This window comes from Shewanella livingstonensis, from assembly GCF_003855395.1.
GTDB lineage: Bacteria > Pseudomonadota > Gammaproteobacteria > Enterobacterales > Shewanellaceae > Shewanella > Shewanella livingstonensis.
This window is the reverse complement of sequence record NZ_CP034015.1, coordinates 4,369,420-4,386,910: the sequence shown is the minus strand read 5'-3', so window position 1 is coordinate 4,386,910 and position 17,491 is coordinate 4,369,420. Positions and strand designations below refer to the sequence as shown.

The following is a 17,491-nucleotide window of genomic DNA, read 5'->3' as shown; positions in this document are numbered from 1 at the left end:
ATGAAAAAACAAGATACCATTTTTGGCATTCATGCCGTTGAAGCATTATTAAATAATAGCCCTGAGCGTGTTATTGAGCTATGGCTATTACAAGGTCGTGATGACGACCGTTTAACGCCACTCATTAATATAGCATCAACCTTTGGCACAACACTTCAACGTGCAGCACGTAAAGTACTTGATGACAAAGCCGGTAGCTCGCAACACCAGGGAATTGTTGCTCGGGTAAAAGCGGTTAAGCCTTTGACTGAAAGCGATTTAGATGCATTACTTGATAAAACAGAAGTGCCTTTTCTATTGATTTTAGATGGTGTAACTGATCCGCATAACTTAGGTGCTTGCTTACGTAATGCTGATGCTGCGGGTGTACATGCGGTTATCGTACCAAAAGATAATTCAGTCGGGTTAACCTCAACCGTTAGCAAAGTTGCTTGTGGCGCCGCAGAAATTATACCGTTATTTCAAGTGACTAACCTTGCTCGTACTATGCGTCACCTACAAGATAAAGGTGTTTGGATTGTAGGCACAGCAGGCGAAGCAGAAGGCAATGTATACCAAGCAGATCTTAAAGGGCCTTTAGCGATTGCTATGGGTGCTGAAGATAAAGGCTTACGCAGATTATCACGCGAAGGCTGCGACTCATTGGTATCGATCCCAATGGCTGGCAGTGTATCGAGTCTTAATGTGTCTGTTGCCACTGGTGTTTGCTTATTTGAAGCAGTCAGACAACGATTAGCTTAACCAGTTATCTATTAGCGTTTCTGTTATAGAACGCGATCAAAAAACGGCGATGGTTATCGCCGTTTTTTATTGTTGCAGGTTATGGGTTTAGTGGTAACTAGCTGTTAATCTACAAACCACCATTCAATGGCATCAGAGTTAGCGTCTACCAATTTCGTTATCGACATCCTCATCATCCAACTCATCTTGTTCCAACATCTCATCGCTCACGCTAGCATAAGCAGTATTATAATCTGCTTGCTCACCGACATCATCAAATTCATCTACGGTCGATTCTGGAATAACGTCAAATGCATCTTCAGCTGGGTTAATCATTTGTTCGTTGACCATTTCAATATCTACACGCGGATCGAATGATGCTGCTAGCGGCGAACTGACTAAATCACCCCCAGCCATAATGTAATCGCCAGTGCTTGTCTGTTCAGCTTTTTGACGGACATTAATCCATAGCAGTCTTATAAGTAAGGTAAACGAACAAATAGCCATAAATCCATATAGCATTTGATCGCCCAATGCCTGCATTAAACCTGAAGCAACTAAGGGGCCAATACTCGCCCCAATACCGAAGGTGACTAATATGGTGGCCGATAGTCCAACTCGTTCATGTTGCTCTACCCGTGAGTTAGCTAATGCAGTGGCTAATGGGTATAAGGTAAACGCTAAAATACCAAATAAGCTGGTTAATATTAATGAAGACACAGTTTGGAATGGGATAATCGTAATAATTAACACTATAACGCCCAATAAAACGCAGTTAATTCGAATTAATAAGCTGCGAGAGATAATGTCAGATAATTTACCCATCGGCCACTGGGCTAGTAATCCTGCAAAAATAGTACACGACATGTATAACGCTACGTGTTCAGGATCAATACCTTTAGCTGTGGCGTAAGATGGAGCCAAACCATAGAAACAGCCAACAATCATACTTCCCAAGGCTATTGTTGTCAGCGCTTGAGGCGCCCGTTTCCAATATAGCCCCATCTGTAACGGTGCTGGTGTTAATGGTTCAGGGTGAATTCTGCGGGTGATTGAGATAGGTACAATACATAATGCGAAACAGATGGCAATTAACAGTAGCGGCTCTATTCCTAGATCTGGATATAAGCTAATGGCTCCTTGACCCGCCATTAACGCTAGGTAAGATACAATCATATAGCTCGCAAACACAGTACCCCGTTGATTGTTTTCAGCCTGTTCATTGAGCCAGCTTTCTAACACCATATACTGACACATCATTCCCATGCCGACAGCAAAGCGCAATATTAGCCATATAGTTAAGTTGTCAATTAAAGCATGGCCAAGCGCTGACGCTGTCACTATTCCAGCACAAGCAACAAAAGCACGGATATGACCCACCTGAGCAATGAGTTTATGGCCAACTTTGGAACCGCAAACAAGGCCAATATAGTAAGCAGACATCATGCCACCAATCCATATTTGTGGTACTTGCATGGTCGTTAGGCTTAAGCCTAAGTAAGTAGTTAGTAGGCCAGCAGCAAGCACCATTAAAAAAGTGGTGCTATATAGGGATGCAAAACTGCGTAGCGGGCTGTCCATAACTTGGCCTTTATTGATTGAATAGGTATTAGTTCAATAAGGCAATGTTGCCTTATTGACTGATTGTCTTGTTGCGGTTCATTACATGTCAGTAATTATTGAAACGTATACAACAAGTTAAATGTGGTGACGGTATCAGTATTTTGACTTTCATCAGGTACCACTTCAGTGTACTTGATGTTCATACCGATTTTAAATGCCCAATCTTGAATAAAGGTATTTTTATAACTCATATCAAGGGTCAACGTATTGTTATCTAAGCCAGTTTCGGCTGTCACATCTGCGTTGAAGCTAGTGTACTCTTGTAATTTTACGGTATATTTAGCCGCAGAACGAATAATGATGTCACGGTTTTCATCCGGATTTGGCTCTGCAATACTGGATTGTGGTTGGTCGTAACGATAACCCGGGCCAGCTTCAAGACTCAATTTAGTTCGATTGTTTTTAATTAAATCAAAACCATAACCAGTTGAAATAATGGATATTTTAGTATAAGAACCAAACTGGTTCCAAGTGAATTCGCCACGGCCAAATACATACCCCCGATCTAACTTGTAGTTAGACTGTAAGTATAATTCATAACGCTCGGCGGTAGATTCAGTGCCATCAGCGGCATAATATGCTTTTAATGTGGCTTCTTGTTTGGTGCTCGGAGAGTCGTAAGTTAAATAAGTACGACCGTTGAAGTTTTTAGTTTCATTGTTACCACTGTTTAACTGAAGCCCTGCTTCAACCTCAGCATTGAAATTGCTTGGTGGCTCTTGGTAATCTGGTGGGACCAACGCCCATGCTGGCGTAGATAACAGAAAGAAGCAGCATGTGGTTATTATTTTTTTCATAGACATCATTTGTGTGTTTTATTCTGTTAAGGCGTAAACGCGATATTTTGACTGTTGATATCATACCTGTAATCAAGATTGCTGAAAAGAGTGAGTTAATGCTTGAGTTTACGACACGCTTTATGTATCATCGCGCGCTCAAATCAGTCACTTTAATTCGTTCCTTGCCTCCACATTGGTCTGACTGAGCCTGAAAAGAGGCTACTTAACCGTAAGGAGCAATAAATGCGTCATTATGAAATCGTATTTATGGTTCACCCAGATCAAAGTGAACAAGTCCCAGGTATGATTGAGCGTTACACCGGTGTTATCACCGCTGCTAATGGTACAGTCCACCGTTTAGAAGATTGGGGCCGTCGTCAATTGGCTTACCCGATCCAAGACCTACATAAAGCTCACTATGTTCTTATGAACGTAGAAGCATCTGCAGAGTCTATTGAAGAACTAGAAACAGCTTTCCGTTTCAACGACGCTGTTCTGCGTAACATGGTAATGCGCACTAAAGTTGCCGTTACTGAAGCTTCTCCTATGGCAAAAGCAAGAGACGAACGTGATTCACGTCGTTCACCTTCTGATGACCGTAATGTAGAAGAAAGCGCTGAAGAAAACGCTGAATAATTTTTTTGAATAATCACTTAGTGTTGTCTGGCACGATTACTCGTACAAGACGATTAGATAGCCCTAGCGGTATTGCCCATGTGGTCATAACAGTAGAGCATAAATCACAACGACAAGAAGTAGAAATGTTGAGAAACGTCTACTGTTTGATTCAAGTGATATTAAGTGGTCCGCGCTTTAATAGCGTAGCAAATAAATTACAAGCAGGTGTGCAAGTTGATGTTGAAGGGTTTCTTTCACTACAACAAGGGCGAAATGGACAAAACCGTTTAGTCTTGCATGCTGAAAATGTCGAATTGAAAACTTAGGAGACTGTCAAAATGGCACGTTATTTCCGTCGTCGCAAGTTCTGTCGCTTCACCGCTGAAGGTGTTGTAGAGATAGATTATAAAGATATCGTTACTTTAAAGAATTATATCACTGAAAGCGGCAAGATTGTTCCTAGCCGTATCACTGGTACAAGTGCTAGATATCAACGCCAACTAGCTCGCGCTATCAAGCGTGCTCGTTATCTTTCTCTACTGCCATATACTGATTTACATCAGTAATATTGCAGTATTAATTCCTAATCGAATATAGAGGACTTGATAATGAACGTTATTCTGCTAGATAAAGTTGCAAACTTAGGTAGCTTAGGCGACCAGGTTTCTGTTAAAGCTGGTTATGCTCGTAACTTCCTTTTACCTTACGGTAAAGCTGTTGTAGCAAACGTAGCAAACATTGAAGTATTTGAAGCCCGTCGTGCTGAATTAGAAGCTAAATTAGCTGCTGAATTAGCTACTGCGACAGCTCGTGCTGATAAATTAACTGCATTAGAAGCTGTTGTTATTGCTTCTAAAGCGGGTGATGAAGGTAAGTTGTTCGGCTCAATTGGTAACCGTGATATCGCTGATGCAGTTACTGCAGCTGGCGTAGCACTTGCCAAATCTGAAGTTCGTTTACCTTTAGGTGCTTTGCGCACTACTGGTTACTTCGAAGTTGAAGTTCAAGTACACGCTGAAGTTAAAGCAATAGTTAAAATTTCTGTAGTTGCAGAAGCTTAATTACCTTTAGCTCCATAAAAAACACCGCCCTTGGGCGGTGTTTTTTTATGTCTGCGATTTAACATCAATCATATTACATAGCTGTTCTACTGTGGAAAATAAAATGGGGTTAATTGAAGCGACGTGTTGAATGCATAGTGTTATACAACAATTACTCTTGTGCGCTACCTTCAGCCTGACTTCTACAGGAGGATAGGACTTATGTTGTATGGTTCAAATCGACTATTCAGTTGTTCATCAATGCGTTAGCACAACTTGTATCGGTTCATTTGCTACGGTTTAAGCCTGCTATTTTGCATTGTACTCACCCACAACATGAAGCGCTCTACACTGCAAATATACTGAATGTCATTGATATCATCCCCATGCTTGTAGAAATGCTGTTAACTAGAAAGTACTACTATCGACAGAAGATATTTTAAACCAGTGAACATCTATTGATGAACACTGGAGTATTGTTTACTTAAGGTTAGTCTGCTATTGACGGTTTCTTTGTCTCTTTTTCAGTGACTGTTTTGGTCGTTACCGCGGCTTTTTCTGTGGCAGTGACTTGGGTCGTTACTACAACCTTGGCTTTAGCTGCGACTGGTACCTTAGGCAGGTCTTTGGTCGCGACAGTCGTCTCTACCTCAGTTGCTCGTTCGGGTACTATCTTAATTGCTAGTTCAGGAGTTGTCTCAGGAGCTAGTTCAGAAGCTATCTCAGGTACAGATATATCGACGTTTACTTTTGGTACTGCTGCTTTTGCTGCTGGAACTTGAGCTACAGCTTTGGTCACTACAGTCGTCTCTACCTCTGATGTTAGTTCGGGTGCTATTTCAGAAGCTAGTTCAGGTACTAGCTCAGTAGATACATCTGCGTTTACTTTTGGCGCTACCACGGCTTTTGTTGTAACTGGCAATTGAGGTATAGCTTTGGCCGCGACAGTCGTTTCTATCTCAGTTGTAAGTTCTGTAGCTAGTTCGGGTGTTACTTCAGATGCCAGCTCGGCGGATGCTGTAGCTTTTGTTTCGGTGGTGACTACTGTCGCCGCTTTGACTGGCACAGCCTCAGTTACTGCAACAGTATTTGTCACTAATGCTAATTCTTTGATCAAGCTATCAGCATGATCAACCTTATCCATCATCCACAATATATAGCGAATATCGACGTGCACTGCACGGGTGATCGTTGGGTTAAAGAACCAATCTTTAGTAATGGCTTCATAAGTTGAGTCGAAGTTAAGACCAACTAATTCGCCCTTACCATTAAATACCGGCGATCCTGAGTTACCACCAGTAGTGTCAGCGCTTGATAAAAAGTTAACCGGCACAGAGTTAAAATCAGCTGGCTTGTCTAAGCAAGACATAAACTGACAACTACTTTGTTGTTTATATACTGATGTAACACGATGCTTGCCTAAGTCATCAGCTTTAATGGCAGCTAGTAGCTTGGCTGGAACATAGTAAGGTTCTTCGCCAGTGTTTTTAGCTAAGATGCCGGCTAAGCGAGTAAAGGGTTGCTTATATAACGCATCTTTGGATTGGTAGCCATCAACCATGCCGTAAGTAATGCGTAAGGTGCGGTTAGCATCGGGATATACCGGCCAATTATTTGATTTATAATAGTCAATAATCGCTTTCATGTACTCTGGACGAACAGATGACAGCTTACCTGAAAGTAACTTTTCGCTCTTTTCAACAGCCATATTCGTATTGTAAATAGCCACGGCTAAACGTATAAATGGGTCTCCACTGTTTTCAAAATCTGCAGCGGATTTAGCCATCCATGCAAGGCGTTTAGTTTGATTAGTTAACTCTGTTAACGCATATAAACCTTCTACTTTGGACTCTAGCTGTTCAAAGTTATCTGAGATGCTTAAGGCATGATCAAACACTTCGTTTTTTAAAGGTTGACGTACATAAGCTTGTAAGTCTTGTAACCATAAGATTTTATCGACTACAGGATCAAAGCTGCTATCTATACGTTTTAGTGCAGCTTTAAACATTTTCATATCACGAAGCTGAAATCCAGATTCACGTTGGTCATTGGGTTTCTTTCTTTCTTTCGCTAAACGATAAAGCTTACTCGCAGCCTGGAGCATTTCGCTTGATTGGGCATTTTTAAAGAAATAATTGGTTTGCATTTGTTGATGTTTTTCAGCCAGTAGCGCTTCAAGGTCGTTGATTAGATTTTGGTTAGCATTAGGGTCTTTTTTAAGCCAAGCTAAAAAATCATTTTCGCGTTGCTGCTTAATACCGACAATATCGGTGGCGTTAAAGCCATCTAACAAGCCATTAATTTTTTTCATTCGATTAGCCATAGAGGCCATAGTACCGGCATATTTAAGCGCAATATCTTTATCTACATCGCCCATAAAGGTAATGGTATCAATTTGCAACTGGTAACGCTTTGCATAGGTTGGATATATCCAATCACTGGCAAACTGTAACTCACTGGTTAAGTTGTAACGACTGGTAGAGCCAGGGTAACCGGCTACAAAAATACCATCACCAGCCTTTACACCATCAGCGTTCACTTTTAAGTAGCTTTTAGGCTGATATGGCACATTGCCTTTCTTAAATGTTGCTGGCTTACCGTCTTTACCGACATAAGCTCGTAAAAAAGTAAAGTCGCCAGAATGTCGTGGATATTCATAGTTATCTATGTCGCCACCAAATCCGCCAACACTTTCTGGTGGCGCATACACCAAGCGAACATCGCGAATGATTAACTGTTTAGTCAGATAATATTCTAAACCGTGATGAAAGCTGTTAACCGAACAGCGGTAGTTGTCATCTGCTTCGCAGGTTTTAATTAATGCTTTCCTATTAGCTTGGATATCTTCAAAGCGGGCTAATGGCTCGTTGCTTAAGTTAGCCATTACTTGTTCGGTCACGTTAGTGACTTGTTCAGTAATGTATAAGCGTTCGTTTGGTCCTGCCGAAGGCTCCTCTGCTTGGGTGTGCGCTAAAAAGCCATCGGTGAGGTAATTATGCTCTTTTTTACTGTTATATTGGATGCCGCGATAAGCACAATGATGGTTTGTGACAACTAGGCCTTGGGGGGAGACAAAACTGGCGGTACAATAGCCCAAACTGACGACAGCATTCATTGGGTATTGACCCAAGTCGGCCAGTTGTGATGCGGGAATATCAATACCGCGTTGCTGGAGTTTGTCTGCAATGGATGGCATTTGGTATGGTTGCCATTGGCCTTCATCGGCAAAAGCTAAACCAGATGTCAGCACCAGAGCTGCAACGAGTACGATACGCATGTATTTTCCTTAAATTATTTTGTTATTTTCGTTTGACGGAGCTGTCATTTTGATTCGTAATGACTGCAAATTAAGCTTGACCACGGTGTTATACCATATTTTATAAAGTCGTTGTAAATTGGGAGTGTTAATGTCACAGCAAGGTGCCTTTAAAGCAAGAAACAGGCAGAGAGATGTAGAAGTTAATGCATTAAAATTGCCTCCTCACTCTATTGAAGCAGAACAATCCGTTTTAGGTGGATTGATGCTAGATGCTGAAGCGTGGGATCGTGTTTCTGAAGCGGTTGTGCCAGAAGATTTTTATTCTCGTTCTCATCGAATGATTTTTACGGCTATGCAGCGTTTAATGGAATCAGGCCAACCGCTAGATTTGATTACCGTATCAGAACAACTCGAAATTGAAGATCAGTTAGATGATGCCGGTGGCTTTGCTTACTTAGGTGAAATTGCTAAAAACACTCCGAGTGCCGGTAACATTTTATCTTATGCTGATATTGTGCGTGAACGTGCTGTAGTGCGCGACATGATTGCAGTTGCTCATGAAATTGCCGATGCAGGCTACAACCCTGAAGGTAGAGACTCTAGTGCATTATTAGATTTAGCCGAAACCAAAGTATTTAAAATCGCTGAAATGCGCACCAATGCCAATGAAGGCCCAGAAAACATTAAAAGCATTCTTGAAAAAACCGTCGATAAGATTGAGCAGCTCTATAATAATCCGCATAACGGGGTTACGGGTGTCTCAAGTGGTTTTAATGATTTAGATAAAATGACTGCAGGGTTTCAGTCTGGCGACCTAATTATTGTCGCCGCCCGTCCTTCTATGGGTAAAACGACCTTTGCCATGAATTTGTGTGAACAAGCAGCGATGAATGAAGATAAGCCTGTGCTTATTTTTAGTCTTGAGATGCCCTCAGAACAGATTATGATGCGTATGTTAGCTTCGCTTGGTCGAGTGGATCAAACTAAAATTCGAACTGGTCAATTAGATGATGAAGATTGGGCGCGCGTATCATCAACAATGGGCATTATGCTTGAACAGGGTAAAATGTACATCGATGATGGCTCAGGGTTAACCCCAACGGAAGTGCGCAGTCGTGCCAGACGTATTGCGCGCGAGCATGGTGGTTTGTCTATGATTATGATTGATTACCTGCAATTAATGCAGGTGCCGTCGTTAAAAGAGAATCGTACCTTAGAGATTTCAGAAATTTCTCGCTCATTAAAAGCCTTAGCCAAAGAATTAGAAGTCCCCGTTATTGCATTGTCACAGCTCAACCGCTCGCTAGAGCAACGTGCCGATAAACGTCCTATCAACTCAGACTTACGTGAATCGGGGGCGATTGAGCAAGATGCCGATTTGATTATGTTTATCTATCGCGACGAAGTGTATAACGATAACTCTGAAGATAAAGGCACCGCTGAGATTATTATTGGTAAACAGCGTAACGGACCTATTGGGCGTATTCGTCTGGTATTCCAAGGCCAATTCTCACGTTTTGATAATTACGCTGGCCCGCAATTTGAAGAAGATTAATCATTGATTACATTATATTTGTTTTTTTAGTATCGTTATTTATGATATTAGCCTATCTCTGTCTGTGAGGTGGCGTTTTAAAACGTTAACCGCCCACCAGGCAGCAAGATGTGGCATGTTATTTATTGTTTAATTAAGGCAACCTATTGAAACCTTTTCCTCGTGCAGAAATCAGTCGTTACGCACTACAAAGTAACCTAGCACAAATGCGCCTTATTGCGCCAAATAGCAAAATTATGGCAGTGGTTAAAGCCAATGGTTATGGCCATGGCTTATTAAATGTTGCTGAAAGTGTCGGCAAATATAGTGGCGGTGCGGATGGTTTTGGTTTAGCAAGACTTGAAGAAGCATTGCAGCTCAGAGAAGGCGGGGTAAAAGGTAAGCTTTTATTATTAGAAGGTTTCTTCCGTCAGTCCGATTTACCCCTATTAGTGACTCATAATATCGATACTGCGGTGCACCATGAATCGCAATTGCAGATGCTTGAAACGATCACCTTAGATAAGCCTGTTACCGTGTGGATGAAAATCGATACCGGTATGCATCGTCTCGGCTTTAGTTTAGAGCAGTTTGACGCCATCTATCAGCGTTTATTGGCTTGTCCGCAAGTGGCAAAGCCAATCCATTTAATGACCCATTTTGCCTGTGCAGATGAACCTGGTAATAAGATGACTCAAATGCAAATGAATGCCTTTGATAAATTGATTAGCGGCTTAGAAGGTGATCGCACCTTAGCAAACTCAGCAGGAACATTATTTTGGCCAACAAGCCAAGCTGATTGGATAAGACCCGGCATTGCGCTCTATGGTGTATCTCCAGTTGTTGGCGATAAAGGCGTTAATCATAAACTGATACCAGCAATGGAATTGGTGTCTAATCTAATCGCTGTACGTGAGCATAAAGCGGGCGATAGCGTTGGATACGGTGCATTATGGACCGCTAAACAAGACACTCGTTTAGGTGTGGTAGCAATGGGTTACGGCGATGGTTATCCCCGTAATGCACCAGAAGGCACACCAGTGTGGATTAATGGCCGTCGAGTGCCAATAGTGGGTCGTGTGTCGATGGATATGTTAACAGTTGATTTAGGCGCCGATGCACAAGACCGTGTTGGCGACAACGTACAACTGTGGGGTAAAACGCTTGCGGTTGAAGAAGTAGCCGAGCATATTGGCACTATTGCTTATGAATTAGTGACTAAATTAACCCCACGAGTGGTGGTGGAGCTACTTGACTAGCGGCTCAACGATTTTTATGTAATGCCCAATATGCAGTTGCGTCTTGGGCATTTTAGTTTATAGCTGTTTAACAGTGTTTTAGCCGGGGCTATTTTAAGCTACTAGTGACAGCCATTAAACCGATTTTACATCCTCAAAACAAATCTCAATAAAAGCATTACCGAATTCATGGGTAAAAGGCATCATGATTTTTTTACCACGCGCTTTATGAGAAATGGTATGATTTTTACCCGACACCACTGCTGGCGTCGCCATATCAAAATCATAGCCTTTTTCACTGAGTATATTTTTAGCACCCCCTGTCACCATGTTGGTGATTTCACCAACTAAATCAGTAACTTCGTCATTAATAATGCCAGGGTTTTCGCCTAGCATTTTATGCATAATTTCAAGAATTAAGGTTTTTTCGAAAGTAATAGAGAGCGACCCGCGGGTTTTAGGGCCCACCATACCAATCAAACCAGACACATCACCTTTAGCAAGGTCATGGTTTTTCAGTTGCGGTTTACCAGGTTCTAAATCCATTGTTGCCATGGTTGAGATAACATTGATCAAAGAAACAAGAAATGGGTTAATGAATTCAACGTTCATAGGCTAAGCGGTCCTTGTAGATTTAAAAAGTAGTGATAGCGTACAGATGGGGCTATAGATAGAGAATAGAGTGCATTACGTTACACGACCCAATCGTCATAAACCATCATAGTTGCTGATTATATCAGCAAAGTGGAATACTGACTCAAGCTTAGAACACAAAAACGAAATTGAAAGAGACATCAGTTACAAAAACAATTTTTAGATAGGTTTAGTGTAACAAGCCTCAAGCCAATGAATGGTCTTAATACATGTTAACTAAACTTAAAGATTTGATATTCAACCTCGAGAATCTGCAAATAACTCCAATTCACGTTATAATATTACATCTTTTTGATGATGCTTTGTTATGGAATACAATCGTGGACCACGATTGTATTTATGTTGAGTCAGCCATTCGATTAGCACATCCTATTTTTTAGTCGCCTTAACAAAGTAACTAATCGTTAAAAGCCGTTAGCAACGTGCACTATTAACCTAGATTATGAGTATAAAGAATTCAGTGAATACAACGCCAAAGCTAGTCATACCAACAGATGCGCTTGATCGCACCTTTTCCATAGCGCCTATGCTGGATTGGACAGATCGCCACTATCGTTATTTTGCACGCCTTATGTCGAGTAAGGCCTTGTTATATACCGAGATGATTACCACGGGCGCCATATTGCAAGGTAAGGGCGATTATTTAGCTTATAACGAGCAAGAACATCCTGTGGCGTTACAGCTAGGGGGTTCTAATTCGGTTGATTTAGCGGCGTGTGCAAAATTAGCTGCTGAGCGCGGTTATGATGAAGTGAACCTCAATGTAGGGTGCCCGTCTGATAGAGTGCAGAATGGTCGCTTTGGTGCATGTTTAATGGCAGAACCTGCGCTGGTTGCGCAATGTGTTGATGCGATGAAGCAGGTAACTGATATTCCGATCACGGTAAAAACCCGTATTGGGATTGACGAGCAAGACAGTTATCAGTTTTTAACGGATTTTATTGAAACAGTGAGCGCCCAGGGCTGTAGTGCATTTACGATTCATGCGCGTAAAGCCTGGTTACAAGGGTTAAGTCCGAAAGAAAACCGTGAGATCCCGCCGTTAGATTATGATCGGGTTTACCAGTTAAAGCGTGATTATCCACACTTGAACATTAGCATTAACGGTGGCATTAAAACCCTTGAAGAATCTAAACTGCATTTAGCCCAGCTAGATGGCGTGATGGTGGGGCGTGAAGCTTATCAAAACCCTTATATATTAGCGCAAGTGGATCAGCAGTTGTGTGGACTCGATACCGCGGTGATTACACGTCAGCAAGTTATTGAGCAAATGTTGCCGTATATTGAGGCTCATTTAGCTCAAGGCGGTCGTTTAAATCACATTACCCGCCATATGATTGGTTTATTCCAAGGTTTACCAGGTTCACGTGGCTGGCGTCGTCATTTAAGCGAGAATGCCCATAAGGCTAATGCTGATATTGGGGTGGTGCTTAAAGCCGCTGAGTTTGTTGATGCCGAAGCACTGGCCAGTGACGAATCTACTTTGATATAATTCTTTCTATTAATAGGTTATATACAGAGGTTATATCAGGTGGTTATGCCGCGAGGTATTTCAATAGGAAACGTTGTGAAATAAACGCTCAGACGGTCATGTTGAAACCGCTGTTAGCCTATAAAAAGCGCCTTTTATTAGGCGTTTTTTGATTTTGACTCCCTTGTAAAATCAACTCAAGAATCCATAAAGCCTGCTAGACGCTAGACAGTAGTGGCTAATACAATTACCTATGATAAGACCTAGTCACTTTTTCTGATATTTTCTTAATAATTGACTCACCCATTATCTCAATTATTAACTCTTTCAGCGTGACGATTAGACCTCACGTCTCACTCACCAACCATTAATCTCGCCGCTAATTCAACCACTAATCCAGTCACTTATTTAAGCTCTTGTTGTGTTGTAGCATCTCAGTGTTGCGCTGATATTGGGTTATTTATGACGACTTTTAGCCTTTCTTAATTACTTATGAAAATCACTGGTCATTTTCACTAACTATATGGTTAATTTTACTACCTGTTGGTTTTTTGAACGTGTTTTTAGTTCAGCCACATAAACTATAGTTAATTTATTTAGTCTACAAATTAAGTGGTTATGGTTATTTTTTAAAGTTGGCACGCAGCTTGTAATACCTATGGTGTAATCAACTAGACGGGTGTTTAGTTGCCATTAACCAACACAAGAAAGGATGCCATTATGTCTACATTAACTTCAACCAACGTGATTCGCCGTAGTGTTCAACTATCAATTGCAGCAGCATTATTGGTTACCGCCAGTGTTTCGGCACAAGCAGATGAAATTTCAATCTCTAATACAGTCGCTGCGCTAGAACAGAATATGACGCAAGCGAGCCAAGAGATGATTTCAAATGTAAAGCAAGAGTTAATGCTGTCGTTGCAAACTCAAATAGCACAACAAGTTTTTGAAATTAATTCAGCTTTAGAGTTTGCTAGCTTTGAACAACCACAAGTGAGTACCGCTGTAGCTGCCGAGAATAAGTAATGGATTGGGCGATGAATATAGGCTTGGTGCTGCCATTAATGTCGTTATTGTTATTGCCAGTTATCAGTTTTGCATTGTGTGCGATGTTAGTCAGCTGGCTGTTTTGGCCAAGCATTAATGACCAAGCTTAATCTTCACTCATTGCTTTTAGAATAAACCTTATTAAGTACGAGAGGATAATATGAACCGTTTAATCAATAGATTACAAGATGAAACTCGAATTGCATGTGGCGTATCTGCGAAGTTAGCGAAACAATATGGCTGGTCATTGCTTTGGACTCGTATTGTGACTGTAGGATTAGTGCTAACCAATCCAAGTATTAGTTTACTTGCGTACTTTGTGATTGCTGTGGTGATGAGCCAAAAAACATCTCGATTTTAAGGCTTGCCCAGTAATGGATAAGCGGGGGAAGTTTGATTACCCCGCAGACAGGTTACATTGAAATATGTGGTTATTTTTTTAAGAAAGCTTGGAAGCGTTGTTTTGCTTCGTCACTTTGTAAGCGTTCAGCAAACTCAACTAATTCTAACTTCATCTGAGCTTTAACTTCTGCCTGGTTATGACGTAAAAGCCGTTTTGATGCTTGCATAGATAAAGGTGGTAGTGCTGCTAATTTTTTTGCCTGGGTTAGACTAAAGCTTATCAGCTCGTCTTGGGCAACCACGCGATTAATAATGGTTAATTTTTCAGCCGTTTCAGCATCAAAGGCTTCGCCTAGTAAAATCAGTTCAGCCGCTTTTTGTTGGCCAACAATTAAGGGTAACAATATGCTTGAGGCTGCTTCTGGTACTAGCGCTAAATTGACAAATGGCATTTGGAATTTAGCATTATCGTCGGCATACACTAAGTCACAATGTAACAGTAAAGTTGTTCCTATTCCCACTGCAGCTCCTGTTACCGCTGCAACCACAGGCTTTTTAAGATCTAATAAACAAAACAAGAATTTAACGGTTGGATGATTATCATCTAACGCACCACTTTGCAGAAAATCGACGATATCATTGCCAGAGGTAAAACAGTTTTCGGTACCATGGAACAGAAAGGCACGAATATCATTGTCGGCTTCACCTTGGATCAGGTATTCTGTGAATTGCTGATACATTTCTAGATTAAAGGCATTGCGCTTTTCTGGACGATTAAAACTGATGATACGTACGCCTTGATCATCTCTTACCTGAATATGACTCATTCGTAGCTTCCTGTGGTGAACACGTGTGGGATTACATGGAGTTTAAGACATTGAAAGTAATATTCAAACATCTGTTTAACTTTTTAGTGTTATCATCGATATCATTCGCAGCCAGTGCTAACGTGGTTTTGGTCGATGGACATGTTAGAGCTATGCCTGCGAGTGTGCCCAATACTGCCGCTTATTTTACCTTAGAAAATCACAACAACAGCGATGTTAAGTTAGTTGAAGTGAAGACGAGTGTGGCAAAAGTAGCGCAGTTGCATACCATTTTAGAAGAAGATGGCATGGTTAAAATGCGCCAAGTCGAAGGGTTTATTATACCGTCTCACGGTTCGTTAACCCTTCAGCCTACTGGCGAACATGTGATGTTATTGTCATTAACTGCGCCATTAGTAATAGATGATAAAGTGGCTTTAGAATTAATTTTTGAAGATGGTCAGCAACTTATGATTGAGCTTCCGGTGCTAAAGCAAGCCGCGACTCAGCATGATGAACATGCAGAACATCATCACCATCATTAAGGAGTAATATTGATGCAAGTAACAAGGAATAAAATTTTAACAGTTGTTGGTGTACTTGGTTTAGTACTTTATGTTGTCGGTGTATGGTGGAGCGTGGCACCAGATCCGATCAAAACAGTATCGCTGCAAACTGACAACGGCAAGCGTATTGTAGGTTATGCCACAACTACTGCATTAATTGACACCATGGAAACCTTGCTGGATAAACCAGGTGGTTGGTTATCTAATGATATTATGCCTCCGTCGATAATGATGGATAACATGCCAGCATTTGAGTTTGGCGCATTAGAACAGGTGCGAGATTTAGCACTGATTATGCGTAAGGAATTTAGCCGTTCACAGTCGCAATCAACTGCCGATAATGATTTGTTAGCAGCACATTCGAAGTTAAATATCGATAACACCAGTTGGTTAGTACCAAGTGCAGAAGGTGAATATCGCGATGCGATTAAATTATTGAAGCTTTATCGCGCTAAAATTAGTGATACTGATAACAATAATGCTCAGTTTTATGCTCGTGCAGATAACCTCAATGAATGGCTTAAAGAAATTCAGAAGCGTTTAGGCAGTATGTCGCAACGTTTATCTGCCAGCGTTGGTCAAGAACGGTTAAATACTGATTTATCAGGTGATGCTTCGGCTCGTCAATCTACACCTGGTTTATCGAGTAATGAAATTAAAACCAGCTGGTGGAAAATTGACGACGTGTTGTATGAAAGTCGTGGATCAGCTTGGGCATTGTTAAACTTTATGCGAGCCATTGAAGTTGATTTTGCCGATGTATTAGAAAAGAAAAATGCTGAGGTTAGCTTACGTCAAATTATTCGTGAGCTTGAAGCCACTCAGCAAACTGTTTGGAGCCCTTTGGTTCTTAATGGAAATGGTTTTGGTTTAGTGGCTAATCACTCGTTGGTGATGGCTAATTATATTTCGCGTGCAAATGCCGCGGTAATTGATTTAACTAATTTAATCTCACAAGGATAATAATGAAAAAGACTCTTCTGGCTGCAGCTGTAGTGGGCCTATTAAGTGTGTCATCGGCTCATGCGGCAACTGTATTAGGTTTTAAAGTAGGCGCTGATTATTGGCAGGCAGACACCACAAATGCCTTTAATGATGATAGCGGAGTTGCACACAGCTTTAATGATGATTCATCACAAGGTAGCGTGTGGATTGCTGTTGAACATCCGTTACCGTTTGTACCTAATATTAAAATTCGTGAAAACCGTCTTGAGTCGAGCACGGATATTAGCAACGCTAACTTTAACTTTAATGGTCACAATTTTACTGGCGCGACCTCGGTGACGAATGACTTAAGTAATACTGACTTTGTGTTGTATTACGAGATCCTAGATAACGACTTAGTGTCTGTTGATTTAGGTGCTGCATATAAACTAATGAGCGGTTCACTTCGTGTTAACGATGCTGGTCACCCTGAAGAAGTGGATATCGATAGTGGTATCGTGATGGGATACGCGAGTGCACAAGTTGGCATGATTGGCTTAGGTTTATTTGGCTTTGCTGATGTTATGCTAGGTGTGGATGAATCTAGTGTATATGATTATGGTGCTGGTTTAGGTTGGCAGTTTGATGGTTTAGCTGTAGACACGGCTATTCGAGTTGGTTACCGTGAGTTTAATTTTGATGTGAGCAATTTCTCTGGTGTGTCACAAAATACTGATTTTAGTGGTGCATTTGCAGGTATTGAATTAGTTTTTTAATTCCATATAGTGCCAAACAGATCGTATAAAATAGTGTGTTAATCATTGTATGCTCATAAAAAAACCGCCAATTGGCGGTTTTTTTGTGGGAGCT

The 17,491-nt window shown here is 41.2% G+C and carries 17 protein-coding genes and 1 pseudogene; 13 read left to right on the top strand and 5 right to left on the bottom strand.

Annotation, left to right across the window (positions count from 1 at the left end; all coding sequences use genetic code 11):
* Complete coding sequence (rlmB, locus tag EGC82_RS19090) at positions 1 to 741, top strand: 23S rRNA (guanosine(2251)-2'-O)-methyltransferase RlmB (RefSeq protein WP_124732155.1); 741 nt, start codon at positions 1 to 3, stop codon at positions 739 to 741.
* 138 nt (positions 742 to 879) lie between these two features.
* Here rlmB and EGC82_RS19085 read toward each other — a convergent pair whose 3' ends face one another.
* Both EGC82_RS19085 and EGC82_RS19080 read right to left on the bottom strand, forming a co-directional pair.
* The gene (locus EGC82_RS19085; protein ID WP_124732154.1) at positions 880 to 2,301 is read right to left on the bottom strand and encodes an MFS transporter; all 1,422 of its coding nucleotides are present in this window, start codon (positions 2,299 to 2,301) and stop codon (positions 880 to 882) included.
* Between the two features lie 95 nt (positions 2,302 to 2,396).
* Positions 2,397 to 3,140, bottom strand: coding sequence for a DUF481 domain-containing protein (locus EGC82_RS19080; RefSeq protein ID WP_164839166.1), 744 nt, complete (start codon positions 3,138 to 3,140; stop codon positions 2,397 to 2,399).
* Between the two features lie 225 nt (positions 3,141 to 3,365).
* On the opposite strand from EGC82_RS19080, the gene rpsF reads away from it, so the two are divergent.
* Genes rpsF through rplI form a run of 4 tightly spaced genes read left to right on the top strand, consistent with a single transcriptional unit; the run spans position 3,366 to position 4,801 of the window.
* Positions 3,366 to 3,758, top strand: a complete 393-nt coding sequence (gene rpsF, locus EGC82_RS19075; RefSeq protein WP_124732152.1) for a 30S ribosomal protein S6 — start codon at positions 3,366 to 3,368, stop codon at positions 3,756 to 3,758.
* A gap of 5 nt (positions 3,759 to 3,763) precedes the next feature.
* Positions 3,764 to 4,066 carry a primosomal replication protein N gene (gene priB, locus EGC82_RS19070; protein WP_124732151.1) on the top strand — a complete coding sequence of 101 codons (303 nt, stop codon included), beginning with the start codon at positions 3,764 to 3,766 and terminating at the stop codon, positions 4,064 to 4,066.
* A gap of 12 nt (positions 4,067 to 4,078) precedes the next feature.
* Positions 4,079 to 4,306 carry a 30S ribosomal protein S18 gene (gene rpsR / locus EGC82_RS19065; RefSeq protein WP_101085203.1) on the top strand — a complete coding sequence of 76 codons (228 nt, stop codon included), beginning with the start codon at positions 4,079 to 4,081 and terminating at the stop codon, positions 4,304 to 4,306.
* A 42-nt stretch (positions 4,307 to 4,348) separates the two neighbouring features.
* The gene (rplI, locus tag EGC82_RS19060; RefSeq protein WP_124732150.1) at positions 4,349 to 4,801 is read left to right on the top strand and encodes a 50S ribosomal protein L9; all 453 of its coding nucleotides are present in this window, start codon (positions 4,349 to 4,351) and stop codon (positions 4,799 to 4,801) included.
* 1,066 nt (positions 4,802 to 5,867) lie between these two features.
* On the opposite strand, the pseudogene EGC82_RS19055 reads toward rplI, so the two are convergent.
* Positions 5,868 to 8,057: pseudogene (locus EGC82_RS19055) on the bottom strand (S46 family peptidase); the annotation flags it as partial.
* A gap of 130 nt (positions 8,058 to 8,187) precedes the next feature.
* Between EGC82_RS19055 and dnaB the strand changes: the two are divergent.
* Together dnaB and alr are read left to right on the top strand one after the other, a co-directional pair.
* Positions 8,188 to 9,594, top strand: a complete 1,407-nt coding sequence (gene dnaB, locus EGC82_RS19050; RefSeq protein ID WP_124732148.1) for a replicative DNA helicase — start codon at positions 8,188 to 8,190, stop codon at positions 9,592 to 9,594.
* A 146-nt stretch (positions 9,595 to 9,740) separates the two neighbouring features.
* Complete coding sequence (alr, locus tag EGC82_RS19045; protein WP_124732147.1) at positions 9,741 to 10,832, top strand: alanine racemase; 1,092 nt, start codon at positions 9,741 to 9,743, stop codon at positions 10,830 to 10,832.
* A 114-nt stretch (positions 10,833 to 10,946) separates the two neighbouring features.
* Here alr and EGC82_RS19040 read toward each other — a convergent pair whose 3' ends face one another.
* The gene (locus tag EGC82_RS19040) at positions 10,947 to 11,423 is read right to left on the bottom strand and encodes a chemotaxis protein CheX (protein ID WP_124732146.1); all 477 of its coding nucleotides are present in this window, start codon (positions 11,421 to 11,423) and stop codon (positions 10,947 to 10,949) included.
* 484 nt (positions 11,424 to 11,907) lie between these two features.
* On the opposite strand from EGC82_RS19040, the gene dusA reads away from it, so the two are divergent.
* From dusA to EGC82_RS19025, 3 genes are all read left to right on the top strand, one after another.
* Entirely contained in the window at positions 11,908 to 12,957 is a 1,050-nt protein-coding gene (gene dusA, locus EGC82_RS19035; protein ID WP_124732145.1) for a tRNA dihydrouridine(20/20a) synthase DusA, read from the top strand.
* A gap of 699 nt (positions 12,958 to 13,656) precedes the next feature.
* Positions 13,657 to 13,962: a hypothetical protein gene (locus EGC82_RS19030; RefSeq protein WP_124732144.1), complete on the top strand. Its 306-nt coding sequence runs from the start codon at positions 13,657 to 13,659 to the stop codon at positions 13,960 to 13,962.
* A gap of 181 nt (positions 13,963 to 14,143) precedes the next feature.
* Entirely contained in the window at positions 14,144 to 14,344 is a 201-nt protein-coding gene (locus EGC82_RS19025; RefSeq protein WP_124732143.1) for a PspC domain-containing protein, read from the top strand.
* Positions 14,345 to 14,414: 70 nt separating this feature from the next.
* On the opposite strand, the gene EGC82_RS19020 is transcribed toward EGC82_RS19025, so the two are convergent.
* Complete coding sequence (locus tag EGC82_RS19020) at positions 14,415 to 15,152, bottom strand: enoyl-CoA hydratase-related protein (protein ID WP_124732142.1); 738 nt, start codon at positions 15,150 to 15,152, stop codon at positions 14,415 to 14,417.
* Between the two features lie 35 nt (positions 15,153 to 15,187).
* On the opposite strand from EGC82_RS19020, the gene EGC82_RS19015 reads away from it, so the two are divergent.
* Genes EGC82_RS19015 through EGC82_RS19005 form a run of 3 tightly spaced genes read left to right on the top strand, consistent with a single transcriptional unit; the run spans position 15,188 to position 17,397 of the window.
* Entirely contained in the window at positions 15,188 to 15,676 is a 489-nt protein-coding gene (locus EGC82_RS19015) for a copper chaperone PCu(A)C (RefSeq protein WP_124732141.1), read from the top strand.
* Between the two features lie 12 nt (positions 15,677 to 15,688).
* Entirely contained in the window at positions 15,689 to 16,660 is a 972-nt protein-coding gene (locus EGC82_RS19010) for a DUF2333 family protein (protein WP_124732140.1), read from the top strand.
* A 2-nt stretch (positions 16,661 to 16,662) separates the two neighbouring features.
* On the top strand, positions 16,663 to 17,397 hold the full coding sequence (locus EGC82_RS19005) for a TIGR04219 family outer membrane beta-barrel protein (protein ID WP_124732139.1): 735 nt from the start codon (positions 16,663 to 16,665) through the stop codon (positions 17,395 to 17,397).
* Positions 17,398 to 17,491 lie beyond the last annotated feature (94 nt).